The following is a 16,277-nucleotide window of genomic DNA, read 5'->3' on the forward strand; positions in this document are numbered from 1 at the left end:
ATCGTGCCGGCAAATAGAATTACAATCATTCGCATTTGTACGCGAAATCGCTGTTCTGCCGGTAAGGCCTCCCATGCAAGCCCTGCGTCTCCTTTCGATTGTTCTGCTCTCTCTGTTCGTGACGGTCTCGACCGCACAGGCAGATCCTCTCGCCACGCAAGACAAGGCCAAGCAAATCTGGCAAGTACTGGACTACCTTGCTGTCGACTATGGCCGGTCCGTCAAGGATGGCCACGTCGCCAACGAAGCCGAGTATGCCGAGATGCAGGAGTTCGCGCAGGCCGCTGAACGGCAGCTAACCGAGTTGCCGCCGACGCCAGCCGCGCCAGAGTTGGCCAAGGAAGCGGCGGCGTTGCGCGCATCCATTGCAGAAAAGGCCCCGCCCGAATCAGTCGGCGAGCAAGCTCGCAAACTGGCCGGCGGACTCCTCGCAGCCTATCCGGTCCCGATGGCCCCCGGCAAGCTGCCCGATCTGCAACAAGGGGCAAAGCTGTATCAAAGCCAATGTGCTTCGTGCCACGGCGTTTCCGGGCACGCGGACGGCCCACTAGCTGCAAAGCTGAGCCCGCCACCGATCGCCCTGGCTGATCACGAGCGCGCCCAGGAGCGCAGCGTCTTTGCCCTACAGCAAATCATCACGCGCGGGGTAGAAGGGACGTCGATGCCGGCATTTGCTCAACTCTCGGACGAGGAACGCTGGGCGCTCGCCTATTTTGCCTCGACCCTTTCGTATTCGGATGCCGACCGCCAGGCCGGCGCCAAGCTGTGGACCTCTCAACCGGCTCTCCACGCAGCCGTGCCCACGCTGGCCTTGTTAAGCCAGACCTCCGAGGCTGCGCTCGCCAAGACCGTCGGGGCGGATGCCGCTCGCCAACTGACCGCGTACCTCAGGAGCACGCCGGGCTCGGTCACCGCGTCAAGCACCGACAGCCTGATGATCGCCAGAGACAAGCTGAAGGAAAGCTTGGCCACCCTGGACAAGGGCGACAGGCAGTTGGCTTCGCGGCTGGCGTTGTCTGCCTATCTCGACGGCTTCGAGCCCGTCGAGCCGGCGCTGGCTGCCAAGAACCAGGCGCTGTTCCAGGATATCGAGAAGACGATGGGGCTCTATCGCAATGCTGTGACAGCGGGCCAGGTGGAACGCGCCCATGAAATTGCGCAGAAGTTGCAATCGCAGCTTGACGACGCACAGGAGGCGCTGGGCGGCACCAATGACGCCATATCGACCTTCCTCGGCGCCCTGACAATCCTGCTACGAGAAGGGCTTGAAGCCCTGTTGGTGGTCGTCGCGATGATGGCGTTCCTGAAGAAAGCGGATCGCACCGATGTCCTGCCCTACGTGCATGCAGGCTGGGTTACTGCGCTGGCGGCCGGTGGGCTGACCTGGGCGGTAGCCACCTATGTCGTCGACCTGAGTGGCGCCAGTCGCGAGATGACGGAAGGTTTTTCCGCAGTGTTTGCCGCAATCGTGTTGCTTGGCGTGGGCATGTGGATGCACCAGAAGAGTCTTGCGGGTCGCTGGCAGGCCTATGTGAAGGCGAAGCTGTCCTCGGCATTGAACAAGAAATCAGCGCTGATGCTGTTCCTGCTGTCGTTCGTGACCGTCTATCGAGAAGTGTTTGAAACAGTCCTCTTTTACGCTGCCCTGTGGACAGAGGGCAACGGTGTATTTTTGCTCGCAGGACTTGCGTCGGGTATCGCCATCCTGGCCGCGATCGCCATCGTGCTCCTGCGCTCCACGGCGCGCCTGCCGATTGGTCAGTTCTTTGCCTTCAGCTCAGCATTGGTCGGCGTGTTGGCGGTCGTTCTGATTGGTAAAGGCATAGCTGCGCTTCAGAAAGTCGGCTTCCTACAAGTTACGCCGATCTCCATGCCTCGTATCGACGTCCTGGGCATTTATCCGTCCGTCCAGACCGTCGTAGCGCAAGTCCTGATTCTGCTCATTATCGCCGCAAGCGTCGTCTACAATTTGCGGTCGCACCGGCCATCTACCCAGGTGTAACGCCGCCAATGCGGCTCCGCGCTGGGGAGAACCGTCTCCTCGGCTCGGCTTGCCTGCCGTGGGCCGTGGAGCGCCTCACCGGCGTAACATCTCGCCAATTCTGGCGCCTCCCCGATAGCAAGCGAGCGCGAGGTGCCCCTAAACTGGGTGAATTCATTCGAGCGCCCGATTTAACCGTGCGGCTCCCGTGCGTCTTGCATGGGCTCAAGCATCGTCCCGGCGTCAACCTTGCCTCATAGAAATCGCCGTGACCGCATCCCATCGCACCACGTTATGCCAGATCCCGCCTGCGATCTGGATGTTGGGCTTTGTCAGCCTGCTGATGGATCTTTCGTCGGAGATCATACATAGCCTGCTCCCCATCTTTATGGTGACGGCGCTTGGCGCCAGCGCCTTCGACGTTGGACTCATTGAAGGCTTCGCCGAGGCGACCGCCCTGATGGTAAAGGTCTTCTCGGGGGCGTTCAGCGACTACCTCGGCAAGCGCAAATGGCTCGCGGTACTGGGCTATGCGCTTGGCGCGGTGTCCAAGCCATTCTTCGCACTGGCGCCCGGCGTGGGAACCGTACTGGCGGCGCGTCTCACGGACCGAATCGGCAAGGGCATTCGCGGCGCCCCTCGCGATGCGCTGGTCGCGGACATCGCACCGCCGCACCTCCGGGGCGCCGCCTTCGGCCTAAGACAATCGCTGGACACCGTGGGAGCCTTTCTCGGGCCGCTGAGTGCTATCGGCCTGATGTATCTGTGGGCGAATAATTTCAGGGCCGTCTTCTGGGTGGCAGTCATCCCAGGCATCCTCTCAGTCTTGCTGCTGATGCTCGGGGTGCGAGAGCCCCACACCCATGTCGACGCCAAGCGAACCAACCCCATCAAGTGGGCAAACCTTGTTCGTCTTGGACGATCGTACTGGCAAGTGGTCGCGATTGGGGCGCTGTTCATGCTGGCTCGGTTCAGCGAGGCGTTTCTGGTGCTGCGCGCCCAACAGGTCGGTTTGCCTCTGTACTTGGCGCCCCTCGTGCTGGTCGCGATGAACGTGGTGTATTCCCTGTCGGCCTATCCCTTTGGCAAGCTGTCCGATAGTGTGCGTGAGCACGAGATTCGATGGATGCGCGAGCACGGTAATTGATGGTCGGCTGCGGCACCGTCCATCACCAATGTTGCGTGCCGTCGGGCAACGCTGATGGACGTGGCGATCTATCGCGGTGGACCGGATGCGGAGCAGCGGCACTGATGTAACAAGGGGCCCGGCGGGCCCCTTGTTACTGGATCAGAAGTCGTTATCTGCGAGATCGCCAAGGCCATCAGGATGCTCCTGCCGATCTTCGGCCAGCCACTGGGCCAAGGCCAATTGATAGTGAGCATGCAGACGGTCGCGCAGATCGTCGAGCAATTCGATCACAGCCCAGGCCTGCGCGGGCGTCCAGTTGGCATCAATGAGCAGGGGCAGCCCCTGGGCGATGCCGGATGGCTGGTGGAAGGTCATGGTGATGTCGTCGTTGTGTTGATGGACGTGGCGGCGATGGCCAACGGCGCCACTCACCGCCTGGCGCGGCGGTTCAGGGTTGCGCTGTAGGTTTCCAGATAGAGCTTCTCGTCGATCTGCGGTAGCTCCCGCTGCGCGGCCTGGGCCAGAAGCTCGCCCGCCAGGTTCATCAGGATGCGGTAATTGCCGGCGGCGTGCTCACACAGGGTCTGGCGCAATGGCATGGTCATCAGGGTGGCGTTGCCGGCGGCGGCCAGCAAGTGGTCCAGGCAGGCCTGCAGCTCGTCGATGCTCGCACTCTCCAGCGCCAGACGGCAGCGGATGCGGCTGCCCAGCGGGATCAGGTCCTCGCGGCTGAACTTCTCCGGCAGGCGAGCGTCGCCGGCAAGCACCACGCACAGCAGCAATTGCGAGTCGAAGCGTGCCTGTGCGAGCAGGCGCAGTTCCGAGAGGGCTGGCACCGCCATCTCCTGGGCTTCATCGATGAGCAGCACGCAGCGGCGGCGGCTGGCCTCCATGTGGGTGAGCCAGCGCTCGCGCAGCGCCTTGAAGCCGCCCCAGCGATTGTGGGGCTTGAGCGGTACGGTAAAGATGTCGCTGAGCTCGCGATAGAAGTCCGCCAGATTGCTCTGTGGGTGAGCGATCGAGCCGACCATCAGATCGGGGACGCGCATGAGGCGCTGATGGAGCAGGCGCAGCGTGACGCTCTTGCCGCAACCGGGGTCGCCATGCACCATGGCGAAGCCGCCTTCGCGGGCCATACCGTTCTCAATGCGCCAGCAGAAGTGATCGAGCTTGGGTGGCACGAACACGGCCTCGACGGGGATGTCCTGGGCGAAGGGGTTGAACTTCAGACCGTACAAGGCCAGCAGGTTGGGTTGATTCATAGCTTGGTGGGTGCGGGTGGGAGATAGGCCGGCGGCAGGCCGGTGGCGGCGTGTTCGGCGAGCAACTGACGCAGCAGCGGCGCAGTGCCAGCCTGCGCGGGTTCCTCGTTAGCAGGCGAGGCACCCTTGGCCGTGAGATGCGCGCGCCGTGCGTCGGCATTGGCAGACTTGTCCAGCGGGAACACGGCGGCCAGGATCGCGCCGATGCGCGCATCGATCAGGTCGACTTGGGAGAGATCCCAGCGCGCGTAGCTCAGGCAGACTTGCTCGAGGTGGCGGTAAGCGCCGGGGATCTCGAAGCGCACGCCGTCCAACGTGAAGGTGCCGTCGGTTCTGCGCTGGCGGCGATGCTGGCGGATACGGAAGGCCCGGCGCAAGGCCAGCGCCTCGGGACTGGGGCGCGAGACGTCGGCACAGGACAGGTAGCGCTGCAGAGGCGTCGCCTCGAGTTCGGCGTGTTCCTTGTGGTGGTATTCCTGCTCGACCCAGGCCTGCGTGGCGAGGTTCAATTGCTCCAGGGTGAGGTGCGACTCACCTTCGAGCATGGCCATCAGCCGGGACTCGAGCTGTCCCCAGAAGCGTTCCTGCTTGGCATTCTGGTATGGGCTGTAGGGCAAGGTAGTCTGGTGCAGGATGCCCAGACTGGCCAGCCCCTCGACGAACTCGTCGGCCATCATGGCTGCGCCGTTATCGGTCATGATGGCCCGCGGCAGCCCTCGCTTCATGATCGCCTGCGAGACGCCGTGCACCAGCGAGGCAGTGGTCTCGTCGAGGAACCACTGCAGGTGGCAGACCAGCCGCGAATGGTCGTCCATAATGCAGAGCAGCAGCGGCTTGTGCCACTGCCCATCGGGGGTGAGCACCTTGCGCGAACCATGGTGGAAGTCCAGGTGCCAGAGCGCGGCCACGTGGTCGACCTCGTAGCTACGCACCTCGCGTGCCTCGCGGCGAGCCGCAGCAGCGATGGCCCCATCCGTGCTCGAGCGCGGGGTTGGCTTGCGCACCAGACCCTGCGCCTTCAGATACCGGCACACCGTGGTGTAGGACGGCAGCGTGTCCGGGCCATCCTTGGTCGCGACGCGCAGGTTGTCGTAATGCAACTGCATGGTCCAGCCGGGGTGCTGACGGTACTGCTCGACCAGCGCTTCGATGATGGCTGGGCTCAGACTGACGAAGTGGCCGCAATCGTCGCGCAGTCGGTTCTTGAGTTGATCGACCGGATCCTGGACGTGACGGGCCCGGTAATACCAGCGTTCGATGGAAGACGCGCCGAACTGAACGTCGGCGCCGGTGATGGGGTGCCGCCAGACCTTGGCGGCCAGTGCCTGGAACGCTTGCTGCAATTCTCCTTTGGCAGGCGGCGAAGCCAGCAAAGGGCCAATGACCGAGAAGCGCAAGCGCGCCCATCGGTTGCGATGATCAATCGATAGTGACATGACTCTCCGTTGGGGGGATAACGGGAGCAGGCTACGGGCAGTGCGGGTGACCCGCCATCGACATGTTCTGCGGGAGATTCCCCTATCTGGCGCATCCCTCAGCCAGCGTGGTCAGGCCGGGCCCAGCAGCAGAAGCAACACCGCGGCCAGACGCTCGTCTTCGCTGTCGTGCTCGACCGATTGCAGCAGGCAGTCGGGATAGATGAACGGCTCGGGCGTTGGCGGGATGAGGCCACGCAGCCACCGACCGACGGGGGTCTTGGGGAAGGTCTCGGTCCACCACTGACGCCAGCGCTTGAGCGTGGCCCAACTGATCGCCGGCAGGCCGTCCAGGCAGGCGCCAGTGGCACGGCTCGATCGCAGTACCAGGACAATGGCCAGCCAGACACGCCGGCCGAGAAAGCGCACCGAATCGGGCGTCATGCGTTTGCGGCATCCGGCACAGCACAGGCTCAGGCGCGTATTGCAGTCCGGGTGTGCTGCCGGTGGGCATCCGCGCGGCTTACGCGGATAGTTGGCACTGTGCAGCACAGAGCCGCAATGGCAGCAGCCCCTGTCTCGCGCCACCTTCATCAAGTCTTCGTCGATCCGGCGCAACAGGGCAAAAAACGCTGGCGTTTGTAGCAAGGCATGGCACACTGCTGAGGTCTCCTTCATTGCTCGACACAATAAAGGCGACATCTTCCCTCAGGCGCGTGCATGCACGCTCCCTGAGGGAACCCCTCCAGCGTCCATCACCGTTCTTGCTCAAATCCCCACGCTTTCGGCATCACGAAAGCTGCTTATGCACACGATAGTCTGCCTCATACCACGCTGTTGGCATGGGGTCTGGTGGCCCTTATTCTCGCCGACCTCGTGCTGGCGATAGGCGCGTACTGGGCGGTAATGCTGGCCGGCGTGGCGCTATGGGGGCTGCATATGGGCATGACCCAGGGACTGCTTGCCACCATGGTAGCCGACACCGCGCCCGAAGATCTGCGAGGCACGGCGTTCGGCTTCTTTAATCTGGCGAGCGGGCTGGCGCTTCTCATTGCCAGCGCGTTGGCCGGCTTGCTTTGGGACCGGCTCGGAGCAGCCTTCACGTTCTATGCAGGTGCGGCTTTTTGCGCGGTCACCATTGCGCTGATCTTTGTCGCTCAGCGTGACACGCCGCAAGTGGCAGGCCAAGGGTCGGGCAGCGATCATGGCCGCTGATGACCACGATCCACATGATCGCCTCTCCGCGCTTCACGCCCGGCAGGTTGCCGCGATTTCTTTCGTCCCGCACGTGCCCACCGGGCTGCGTCCGGTGGCCCCTCCGCGATTTCGTCTACCAGTCGACGCAGCCTGCAGCGGGCAGCCTTCGCGCTATCCGCACCTCGCACGGCTCAGACTTTTTCGGGCGGCCCCGAACCTCTTCGGCCTGACAGCCACGCAAAGCCAAGGAAGGCCAACGGCGCAAGCACCAGGCTGTAGCTCAGCCAGGCACCGTAGATCCCGTTGGGACCGTACGGTTCTGTCATGTCATGCCAGTATCGATTATCGACAAACGGCAATGCGCCGGCCTCGGAGAATTCGTGCAGCGCATAGATGGGGTCGCCTCAGAAAACGGAAAATAAAGCACGCTAAGCCGGTTGCAGCGGTCGTAGCGGCCTGAACTTGCCCGCGCCGATCTTGGCGCTGCTGCGCCAGAGGTAATCGCCGGTGAGGTTGATGTGCTCCCAACCGAGCGGCGACAGGTACTGCAACAGCGCGTCATCAACGGCATGGCCGTTGCCACGCAGCGCGTGCGCAGCCCGTTCCAGATAGACCGTGTTCCACAACACGACGGCAGCCGTTACCAGATTGAGGCCGCTAGCCCGGTAGCGCTGCTGCTCGAAACTGCGGTCGCGGATTTCACCCAGGCGGTTGAAAAACACTGCCCTGGCCAGCGCATTGCGCGCCTCGCCCTTGTTCAGGCCGGCATGCACGCGGCGGCGCAGTTCCACGCTTTGCAGCCAGTCCAGGATGAACAGCGTGCGCTCGATGCGGCCCAGCTCGCGGAGCGCCACGGCCAGGCCGTTCTGGCGTGGGTAGCTGCCGAGCTTTCGGAGCATCAGGGAGGCCGTCACCGTGCCCTGCTTGATCGAGGTGGCCAGCCGCAGGATTTCGTCCCAATGGGCGCGGACGTGCTTGATGTTGAGCGTGCCGCCGATCATGGGTTTCAGCGCGTCATAGGCGGCGTCGCCCTTCGGGATGTAGAGCTTGGTGTCGCCCAGGTCGCGGATGCGCGGCGCGAAGCGGAAGCCCAGGAGGTGCATCAGGGCGAAGACGTGATCGGTGAAGCCCGCCGTGTCGGTGTAATGCTCCTCGATCCGCAAGTCGGACTCGTGGTACAGCAGGCCGTCGAGCACGTAGGTCGAATCGCGCACGCCGACGTTCACGACCTTGGTGTGAAATGGCGCGTACTGGTCAGAAATGTGGGTGTAGAACGTCCGCCCTGGGCTGCTCCCGTATTTCGGGTTGATGTGGCCGGTGCTCTCGGCCTTGCTGCCGGTGCGGAAGTTCTGGCCGTCCGACGATGAGGTGGTGCCGTCGCCCCAGTGCTCGGCGAAGGGATGGCGGAACTGTGCGTTGACCAGATCGGCCAGCGCCGCCCCGTAGGTTTCGTCGCGGATGTGCCAGGCTTGCAGCCAAGCCAGCTTGGCGTAGGTCGTGCCGGGGCAAGACTCCGCCATCTTGGTCAGGCCCAGGTTGATCGCGTCGGCGAGGATCGTGGTCAGCAACAGGTTCTTGTCTTTGGCCGGGTCGCCCGATTTCAGATGCGCGAAATGCCGAGTGAAGCCCGTCCATTCGTCCACCTCCAGCAGCAGTTCGGTGATCTTGACGTGCGGCAGGATCATTGCCGTCTGGTCGATCAGCGCTTGGGCGGTGTCGGGTACCGCCGCGTCGAGCGGCGTGATCTTCAAGCCTGACTCGGTGATGATGGCGTCCGGCAGCTCGTTGGCCGTCGCCATACGGTTGACGGTGGCAAGCTGTGTTTCCAGCAGCGTCAGCCGGTCGTTCAGGTACCGGTTGCAGTCGGTGGCCACGGCCAGCGGCAATTCGCTGGCCTGCTTGAGGCTGGCGAATTTCGCGGGCGGCACCAGGTAGTCCTCGAAGTCCTTGAACTGGCGCGACCCCTGCACCCAGATGTCGCCGGAACGCAACGCGTTCTTCATCTCCGACAGCGCGCACAGTTCGTAGTAGCGCCGGTCGATGCCGGTGTCGGTCATGACCAGCTTCTGCCAGCGCGGCTTGATGAACTCGGTCGGCGCGTCGGCGGGCACCTTGCGGGCGTTGTCGCTGTTCATGCCGCGCAGCACCTCGATGGCGTCGAGCACGTCCTTCGCGGCGGGAGCGGCCCGCAGCTTGAGCACGGCAAGGAATTCCGGCGCGTAGCGGCGCAGCGTGGCGTAGCTTTCGCCGATGCGGTGCAGGAAATCGAAGTCCTCGGGCTGCGCAAGCTTCTGCGCTTCGGTGACGCTCTCGGCGAAGGCATCCCAGGACATGACGGCCTCGATGGCGGCGAACGGATCGCGGCCCGCCTGCTTGGCCTCGATCAGCGCCTGGCCGATGCGGCCGAACAGCCGCACCTTGGCGTTGATCGCCTTGCCGGACGCCTGGAATTGCTGCTGATGCTTGTTCTTGGCGGCGTTGAACAGCTTGCCCAGGATGCGGTCGTGCAGGTCGATGATTTCGTCGGTGACGGTGGCCATGCCCTCGATGGCAAGCGCCACCAGGGTGGCATAGCGTCGCTGCGCCTCGAACTTGGCCAGGTCGGCGGGCGTCATCTGGCCACCCTCACGGGCGATCTTGAGCAGGCGGTTCTGGTGCACCGACCGCTCGATGCCAGAAGGCAGGTCGAGCGCCTGCCACGCTTTGAGGCGTTCGATGTGTTCCAGCATGTGCCGCGAATTCGGTTTGACGGGCGATTGGCGCAGCCAGGCCAGCCAGGTCGTTTTGCCGTTGTCCCGACGCTTGAGCAGATCGTCGAGGCGGCGGCGATGCGCGTCCGACAGCGGTTCGGCCAAGGCATCGTAGATGCGCCGGTTGGCGCGGGTGATTGCTTCGGCGCTCGCCCGCTCGACGGCGTTGAGGGCAGGCAGAATGACCGACTGCTGCCGCAGGTGCTCGATCAAGGTGCTGGCCAGCACGATGCCCTTGTCGGTCTGCAAGGCCATCTCGGTCAGCAACTGGACGGCCTGCCGGTAGTGGCCCATGGTAAAGGGCTGGAAGCCGAACACCGTTTGCAGTTCGACCAGGTGCTCGCGCCGGGTCTGCTCCCGCTGCCCGTATTCGTCCCAGCTTTCGACGCTGACCTTGAGCTGGTCGGCGACCAGTTTCAACAAGGGCGGAAACGGCGGCTCATCGACGCCCAGGATGACACCAGGAAAGCGCAGGTAACAGAGCTGCACGGCGAAGCCCAGCCGGTTGGCCGGGCCGCGCCGCTGCCGGATGATGGAGAGGTCGGTTTCGCTGAACGTGTAGTGACGGATCAACTCATCCTTGGTGTCCGGCAACGCCAGCAGGCTTTCGCGCTCGGCGGCGGACAGGATTGAACGACGTGGCATATTTACTGATCCGTTCTCAAGTATTGATACAGGGTTTCGCGACTGATTCCGAATTCACGAGCCAGCTTGGTCTTTTGCTCGCCAGCCTCGACACGTTGGCGCAGTTCGGCAATACGCTCAGACGACAGGGATTTCTTCCTGCCACGGTAGGCCCCGCGCTGCTTGGCGAGCGCGATGCCCTCGCGCTGCCGCTCGCGGATCAAGGCGCGTTCGAACTCGGCGAACGCGCCCATTACCGACAGCATCAGGTTCGCCATCGGCGAGTCCTCGCCGGTGAAGGTCAAATGCTCCTTAAGGAACTCGATGCGTACGCCGCGCTGGGTGAGGCCCTGCACCAGGCGGCGCAGGTCGTCGAGGTTGCGCGCCAGACGATCCATGCTGTGCACCACGACCGTGTCGCCTTCGCGCACGAAGGCGAGCAGCCGTTCCAGTTCGGGCCGCCGTGTGTCCTTGCCCGACGCCTTGTCGGTGAACACTTTATCCACCTGGATCTGTTCGAGCTGCCGTTCTGGGTTCTGGTCGAAGCTGCTGACGCGGACGTAACCGATGCGCTTGCGCTTCGAAGCGTTGATAACACTCCAACCCGCAGAAGTGCTCGACGTATTCCGCGCCTTCCGGGGTGAAGGCGGCATCGAGCGGGATTTCCTTGCAGCACACGCAGCAACTGGTGGTGGTCGAGTCACTTGCATTCATGGTGGCACCCCTCCATTGACTGACGAAGACGGCGAATGCCGCCGCCGGCATTGGCTTCGCGAACAGGAAGCCTTGTCCTGTGTCGCAGTCCGCTTGTCGCAATAGATCAAGACTCGCCGATGTTTCCACGCCTTCAGCCACCACATCCATGCCCAGCCCGTGCGCAAGCTGAATCACGGTGTGCACGATGGTTTGGTCGCGGCGGTCGTTGGCGAGCCCGGCGACAAACGATTGGTCGATCTTGAGCGTGCTGATTGGGCAGCACTTCAGATGTTGCAGACAGGAATACCCCGTCCCGAAGTCATCGGCGGCGAAGCGCACACCGATCTGCCGCAAGGCGTCCAGGGCGGGGAAGATCGCCGGATCACCAAACGCGACCGATTCGGTCAGCTCGATTTCGAGATACTCGGCGGGCAACTCGGCATCAGCCAGCACGCCCTTTACCCACCCGTCGAAGTCCGGTCCCACTTGGCTCGCCGAAACATTGACGGCCAGCCGGAACGGTCGCCATGCCAGCATTCGCCAGTCACGCATCTGGCGGCAGGCTTCGCCCAGCACCCAAGCGCCGATTTCAGGCATCAGGCCGGACGATTCGACCACGGGCAGGAACTGGCCCGGTGGCAATAGTCCAAGCGTCGGATGACGCCAGCGCAACAGGGCTTCCGCGCCGACAATCCCACCACTGCGCAGATCGACGACGGGCTGGTAGTGCAGTTCAAGCTGCCCGCGCTCGACCGCTTGGGCCAGTTCCGGCGTCGTCCATCCATCCGGCCGGAAAGCGCTCATTCTCTTTCCCTGAATGCCCGCAACGCCCGCGACAGGGACAGAAGGAACAGGCCGGTCAAACCGAGCGCCGCGATGACCCAATGCTCGCCGAGGAAAGCACCGGCGGTTGTGCCGGCCAGCACGACAGCGAGGATGGGCAGGTGGCAGGGGCAAGTCAGCACAGCCAGTCCGCCCCACAGGTAGCCGGTGATCGGTTTGTGCGTCTCGGACGGCAAGCGCTCGGGGTTGTTCATGGCAGACTCTCCGCGTGCTGTGCCGGCTCGGTCGGCAGGGTGGCCAACTGCACTTCCAGATCGGCCAACGCTTCGCGCCGACGCTCGACGAACTGACGCAGCAGGGCAAGCTGCGCGGCCGCTTCGTCGCCGTCCGCCGCATCCAGCGCCCGGCACAGCCGCGCCAGCGCGTCGAGGCCGATGCCCGCCTCGAAGGCCGCCCGCACGAAGCACAGCCGTTGCAAGGCGGCGTCATCGAACAAGCCGTAGCCGCCTGGTGTGCACGCCACCGGGCGCAGCAATCCGCGCAGCAGGTAGTCGCGCACGATATGCACGCTCACCCCGGCATCAAGAGCCAGCCGGGACACCGTGTAGGCGTTCATTGAACACCTCCTTTTTCTCACCCGGCGCAGCAGGAAAGCTGCTTCACATCCTTGTTGAAGGTCTGCGCCGCGAGCTTCAACCCCTCGACCATCGTCAGGTAGGGGAACAACTGGTCGGCCAGTTCCTGCACCGTCATGCGGTTGCGAATGGCCAGAGCCGCCGTCTGGATCAGTTCACCCGCTTCCGGCGCGACCGCTTGTACGCCGATCAGCCGATGGCTGCCTTCCTCGATAACCAACTTGATGAAGCCGCGTGTGTCGAAGTTGGCGAGCGCACGCGGCACGTTGTCCAAGGTCAAGGTGCGGCTGTCGGTCTCGATCCCGTCGTGGTGGGCTTCCGCCTCGCTGTAGCCCACGGTCGCCACTTGCGGATCGGTGAACACCACGGCCGGCATTGCGGTCAGGTCGAGCGCCGCATCGCCGCCGGTCATGTTGATCGCGGCACGGGTGCCGGCCGCTGCCGCCACATAGACGAACTGCGGCTGGTCGGTGCAGTCGCCGGCCGCGTAGATGTTCGGGTTGCTCGTGCGCATGCCTTGGTCGATGACGATGGCACCTTGCGCATTGACAGTGACCCCCGCTGCGTCCAGCGCGAGGCTGCGCGTGTTCGGTGTCCGACCGGTGGCAACCAGCAGTTTGTCGGCGCGCAATTCACCGTGCGTGGTGGTCAGCACGAATTCACCGTCCATATGGGCGACCTGGCTGGCTTGCGTGTGCTCCAGCACCTCGATGCCCTCGGCACGGAAAGCGGCTGTCACCGCCTCGCCGATGGCCGGGTCTTCACGGAAGAACAAGGTATTGCGCGCCAGGACCGTGACCTTGCTGCCCAGCCGGGCAAAGGCTTGCGCCAGCTCCAGCGCCACCACCGACGAGCCGATTACGGCAAGGCGTTCGGGAATGGTGTCGCTCGCCAGGGCCTCGGTGGAAGTCCAGTAGGGTGACTCTTTCAAGCCCGGAATCGGCGGGACCGCCGGGCTGGCACCCGCGGCGACCAGGCAGCGGTCGAACATCACGACGCGCTCGCCACCCTCGTTCAAACGGACGGTAAGGCTCTGGTCGTCCTTGAAGCGCGCCTCACCGTGCACAACGGTGATGGCCGGATTACCGCCCAGGATGCCTTCGTACTTGGCGTGCCGCAGTTCGTCGACGCGGGCCTGCTGCTGGGCCAGCAGCTTACTGCGGTCAATCGTAGGCACAGTTGCCGCAATACCGCCATCGAACGGGCTTTCCCGGCGCAGATGGGCGATGTGGGCGGCGCGGATCATGATCTTGGACGGCACACAGCCGACATTGACGCAGGTGCCGCCGATGGTGCCGCGCTCGATCAGCGTGACCTGCGCGCCTTGCTCGACGGCCTTCAGCGCCGCCGCCATCGCGGCTCCACCGCTGCCAATGACCGCTACCTGCACCGGGGGCTCGTTGCCACTGTGCTTTTCGGCGGCGGCCATCCATCCCCGCACCTTGTCGAGCAGTCCGACGCGGTTGTCCGCCAGTGGCGCATCGGCTAGCGTTGCCTTGTAGCCCAGTCCGGCCACGGCGGCAGTCAGCGCGTCCGGCGATGTGCCCGGCACGATGGCGAGTTGCGCTGTGCCCTTCGGATAGGACACCAGCGCCGACTGCACGCCTGGCACTTTTTCCAGCGCTTCCTTGACGTGCGCCGCGCACGAGTCGCAAGTCATGCCGGTGATTTTTAGATGGGTCATGCAACAGATCCTTTATCGTTTGTGGCGCCAGACAATGACGTCCGTTGTGCTGCGGTGCCGTTTTCAGTGACTCACTGCTTGACGCTGGACGGATAGCCCGCGTCTGCGGTTGCCTTGGTCAGCTTCTGCACGCTGGTCTTGGCATCGTCGAAGGTGACGACCGCTTGGCGTGTCTCGAAAGTCACGTCAACTTTGCTGACGCCTTCGACCTTGGAAATCGCCTTCTTGACAGTGATCGGGCAGGCGGAGCAGGTCATGCCCGGTACGGACAGCGTGACGGTCTGGGTGGCGGCCCAGACGGGGGCAACAACGGCGGCGAGGGCGAGGGAGGCAAACAGTTTCTTCATGGTGAACTCCGATCAGTAGAAAAATGGCATGACGTAGGGAAATCCGAGCGCGACCAGAACCAGCGCGGCCACGATCCAGAAAATGAGCTTGTAAGTAGCTCGCACTTGGGGAATCGCGCAGACCTCACCCGGTTTGCAGGCCGCTGCCTGCCGGTAGATGCGCCGCCAGGCGAAGAACAACGCCACCAGCGCCACGCCGATAAAGATGGGGCGATAGGGATCCAACACCGCCAAGTTGCCGATCCAAGCGCCGCTGAACCCCAAGGCGATCAGAACCAACGGCCCGAGGCAGCAAGCCGAGGCGAGGATGGCGGCAAGCCCTCCAGTGAAGAGCGCGCCGCGCCCGGTTTTTGGTTCAGACATGCGCTTGTCCTTTCGAATTGAAATTGGATAGCGTAACCTTACTTCCGTACTCATGTACGGAGTCAAGCGATATGGAAAACAATTTGGAGAACCTGACCATTGGCGTTTTCGCCAAGGCGGCCGGGGTCAATGTGGAGACCATCCGTTTCTATCAGCGCAAGGGCTTGTTGCTGGAGCCTGACAAGCCCTATGGCAGCATCCGCCGCTATGGCGAGGCGGATGTAACGCGGGTGCGCTTCGTGAAATCAGCCCAGCGGCTGGGCTTCAGCCTGGATGAGATCGCCGAGCTGCTGCGGCTGGAGGATGGCACCCATTGCGAGGAAGCCAGCAGTCTGGCCGAGCACAAGCTCAAGGACGTGCGCGAGAAAATGGCTGACCTGGCGCGCATGGAGGCCGTGCTGTCTGAGTTGGTGTGCGCCTGCCATGCGCGAAGGGGGAACGTTTCCTGCCCGCTGATCGCGTCACTACAGGGTGGAGCAAGCTTGGCAGGTTCGGCTATGCCTTAGCGTGCTTTATTTTCCGTTTTCTGAGACGACCCCCAGAAGGACGCCGCAGCGACGATTGAACGTTGATAGCTCGCTTCCGCAACCAGCGCCGCTGCGCGATCGGGGGCTTCATGCCGTGCATGGGTAGCATCCGCATCCATTGCTGCGGCAGACACAGTGCGAGCGGCACATTCTTCCTCTGCGAGGTGCTCGACGAGCTCCCAAACCAGCGAGCCATGTCGCGGTCTGCCGGTGCCAATGATTCTGCCCTGCGCATCCACGAGTTCAACCCAGTCGATCGCCCCTGCAGTCTCGTCCTCGTCAAGCGTTGCGGCGAGATGCTCAGCCCACAGAAACTCGACCCGCTCGGCCGTCAGGACTCGCCGCGCTGACTCCAATGTCGCACCCGGAACACTGATCAAGGCCCTTGCCTTGCGCGAAAGGTTGGCCGCGCTCGAGTGCTGCCCAAATGTGGCGACATCGACGAAACCATGAACTCGAATCCACCGGCCCACGGCTTTCAGCCTGGCCTCAAGTTGGGCAAGTGCATTCTGTGCGGACACATCGTCGCGCCCCAGCGTCGCCTTGCCGCGAACCAGAGCCGACAGAAGGTGATACTCAACCCTCTCTCTAAACGCCGCATAGAGCAATTCCGTACGCCCTTCAGTCACGTGCTGTCCCTCAAATCCGTAGCCAGTGAATGCAGTTCTCCCGGCGGGGGGCCAGGGTGAAGCTGCTCTATCCAAGATGATGCCTTGTGGAGGGCAGGGGACGCTCCGGCGAGCAAAAGGAGATTTCACGCCAATTCAGCCGCGCCGGCCAGATTTGCATCCACCAAGCGCCATGCCGATGTGGCTCATTCGCCACACCCGCGCCCTCCACGACGTCAAATTATACAGAAGACGCCAATTCAATACATAACGTGT

At 63.4% G+C, this 16,277-nt stretch carries 15 protein-coding genes and 2 pseudogenes; 4 read left to right on the forward strand and 13 right to left on the reverse strand.

What is annotated here, in order from left to right; translation table 11 throughout:
- Window positions 1-73: 73 nt before the first annotated feature.
- On the forward strand, window positions 74-2,002 hold the full coding sequence (locus tag RMET_RS30265) for an FTR1 family protein (protein WP_008645747.1): 1,929 nt from the start codon (window positions 74-76) through the stop codon (window positions 2,000-2,002).
- Between the two features lie 298 nt (window positions 2,003-2,300).
- Window positions 2,301-3,086: pseudogene (locus RMET_RS30270) on the forward strand (MFS transporter); the annotation flags it as partial.
- Between the two features lie 183 nt (window positions 3,087-3,269).
- Here RMET_RS30270 and RMET_RS30275 read toward each other — a convergent pair.
- From RMET_RS30275 to RMET_RS33275, 4 genes are all read right to left on the reverse strand, one after another.
- Window positions 3,270-3,485 (reverse strand): hypothetical protein, encoded by a 216-nt coding sequence (locus RMET_RS30275; RefSeq protein WP_011229369.1) that lies wholly within the window; start codon window positions 3,483-3,485, stop codon window positions 3,270-3,272.
- A gap of 53 nt (window positions 3,486-3,538) precedes the next feature.
- Window positions 3,539-4,372: an ExeA family protein gene (locus RMET_RS30280; RefSeq protein ID WP_008651548.1), complete on the reverse strand. Its 834-nt coding sequence runs from the start codon at window positions 4,370-4,372 to the stop codon at window positions 3,539-3,541.
- On the reverse strand, window positions 4,369-5,808 hold the full coding sequence (locus RMET_RS30285; protein WP_008651549.1) for an IS481 family transposase: 1,440 nt from the start codon (window positions 5,806-5,808) through the stop codon (window positions 4,369-4,371). The genes RMET_RS30280 and RMET_RS30285 overlap by 4 nt, the downstream gene beginning before the upstream one ends.
- A 111-nt stretch (window positions 5,809-5,919) precedes the next feature.
- A complete protein-coding gene (locus RMET_RS33275) occupies window positions 5,920-6,465 on the reverse strand; it encodes a transposase (RefSeq protein ID WP_124682078.1) in 546 nt (181 codons plus the stop codon).
- A 135-nt stretch (window positions 6,466-6,600) separates the two neighbouring features.
- Between RMET_RS33275 and RMET_RS30295 the strand changes: the two are divergent.
- Window positions 6,601-7,002: pseudogene (locus RMET_RS30295) on the forward strand (MFS transporter); the annotation flags it as partial.
- Window positions 7,003-7,412: 410 nt separating this feature from the next.
- Here RMET_RS30295 and RMET_RS30300 read toward each other — a convergent pair.
- From RMET_RS30300 to merT, 8 genes are all read right to left on the reverse strand, one after another.
- Window positions 7,413-10,379 carry a Tn3 family transposase gene (locus RMET_RS30300; RefSeq protein ID WP_001138070.1) on the reverse strand — a complete coding sequence of 989 codons (2,967 nt, stop codon included), beginning with the start codon at window positions 10,377-10,379 and terminating at the stop codon, window positions 7,413-7,415.
- A gap of 2 nt (window positions 10,380-10,381) precedes the next feature.
- Window positions 10,382-10,951 carry a recombinase family protein gene (locus RMET_RS30305; RefSeq protein ID WP_027982055.1) on the reverse strand — a complete coding sequence of 190 codons (570 nt, stop codon included), beginning with the start codon at window positions 10,949-10,951 and terminating at the stop codon, window positions 10,382-10,384.
- Complete coding sequence (locus RMET_RS30310; RefSeq protein WP_008652068.1) at window positions 10,857-11,858, reverse strand: DUF3330 domain-containing protein; 1,002 nt, start codon at window positions 11,856-11,858, stop codon at window positions 10,857-10,859. The genes RMET_RS30305 and RMET_RS30310 overlap by 95 nt, the downstream gene beginning before the upstream one ends.
- Complete coding sequence (gene merE, locus RMET_RS30315; RefSeq protein WP_003132004.1) at window positions 11,855-12,091, reverse strand: broad-spectrum mercury transporter MerE; 237 nt, start codon at window positions 12,089-12,091, stop codon at window positions 11,855-11,857. Before merE ends, RMET_RS30310 begins: the two co-directional genes overlap by 4 nt.
- Entirely contained in the window at window positions 12,088-12,453 is a 366-nt protein-coding gene (gene merD / locus RMET_RS30320; protein ID WP_000995360.1) for a mercury resistance co-regulator MerD, read from the reverse strand. The genes merE and merD overlap by 4 nt, the downstream gene beginning before the upstream one ends.
- A gap of 17 nt (window positions 12,454-12,470) precedes the next feature.
- On the reverse strand, window positions 12,471-14,156 hold the full coding sequence (gene merA / locus RMET_RS30325; RefSeq protein WP_011514825.1) for a mercury(II) reductase: 1,686 nt from the start codon (window positions 14,154-14,156) through the stop codon (window positions 12,471-12,473).
- Between the two features lie 71 nt (window positions 14,157-14,227).
- Window positions 14,228-14,503, reverse strand: coding sequence for a mercury resistance system periplasmic binding protein MerP (gene merP, locus RMET_RS30330; protein ID WP_003131987.1), 276 nt, complete (start codon window positions 14,501-14,503; stop codon window positions 14,228-14,230).
- A 12-nt stretch (window positions 14,504-14,515) separates the two neighbouring features.
- Window positions 14,516-14,866 (reverse strand): mercuric ion transporter MerT, encoded by a 351-nt coding sequence (merT, locus tag RMET_RS30335; protein WP_006224622.1) that lies wholly within the window; start codon window positions 14,864-14,866, stop codon window positions 14,516-14,518.
- Between the two features lie 71 nt (window positions 14,867-14,937).
- Here merT and RMET_RS30340 point away from each other — a divergent pair, with 71 nt between their 5' ends.
- A complete protein-coding gene (locus tag RMET_RS30340) occupies window positions 14,938-15,372 on the forward strand; it encodes a mercury resistance transcriptional regulator MerR (protein ID WP_003131969.1) in 435 nt (144 codons plus the stop codon).
- Here RMET_RS30340 and RMET_RS31930 read toward each other — a convergent pair.
- Window positions 15,369-16,022, reverse strand: coding sequence for a hypothetical protein (locus RMET_RS31930; protein WP_049799861.1), 654 nt, complete (start codon window positions 16,020-16,022; stop codon window positions 15,369-15,371). The genes RMET_RS30340 and RMET_RS31930 overlap by 4 nt on opposite strands.
- Window positions 16,023-16,277: the final 255 nt, after the last annotated feature.

The sequence above is a fragment of the Cupriavidus metallidurans CH34 genome, from assembly GCF_000196015.1.
Taxonomy (GTDB): Bacteria; Pseudomonadota; Gammaproteobacteria; order Burkholderiales; family Burkholderiaceae; genus Cupriavidus; species Cupriavidus metallidurans.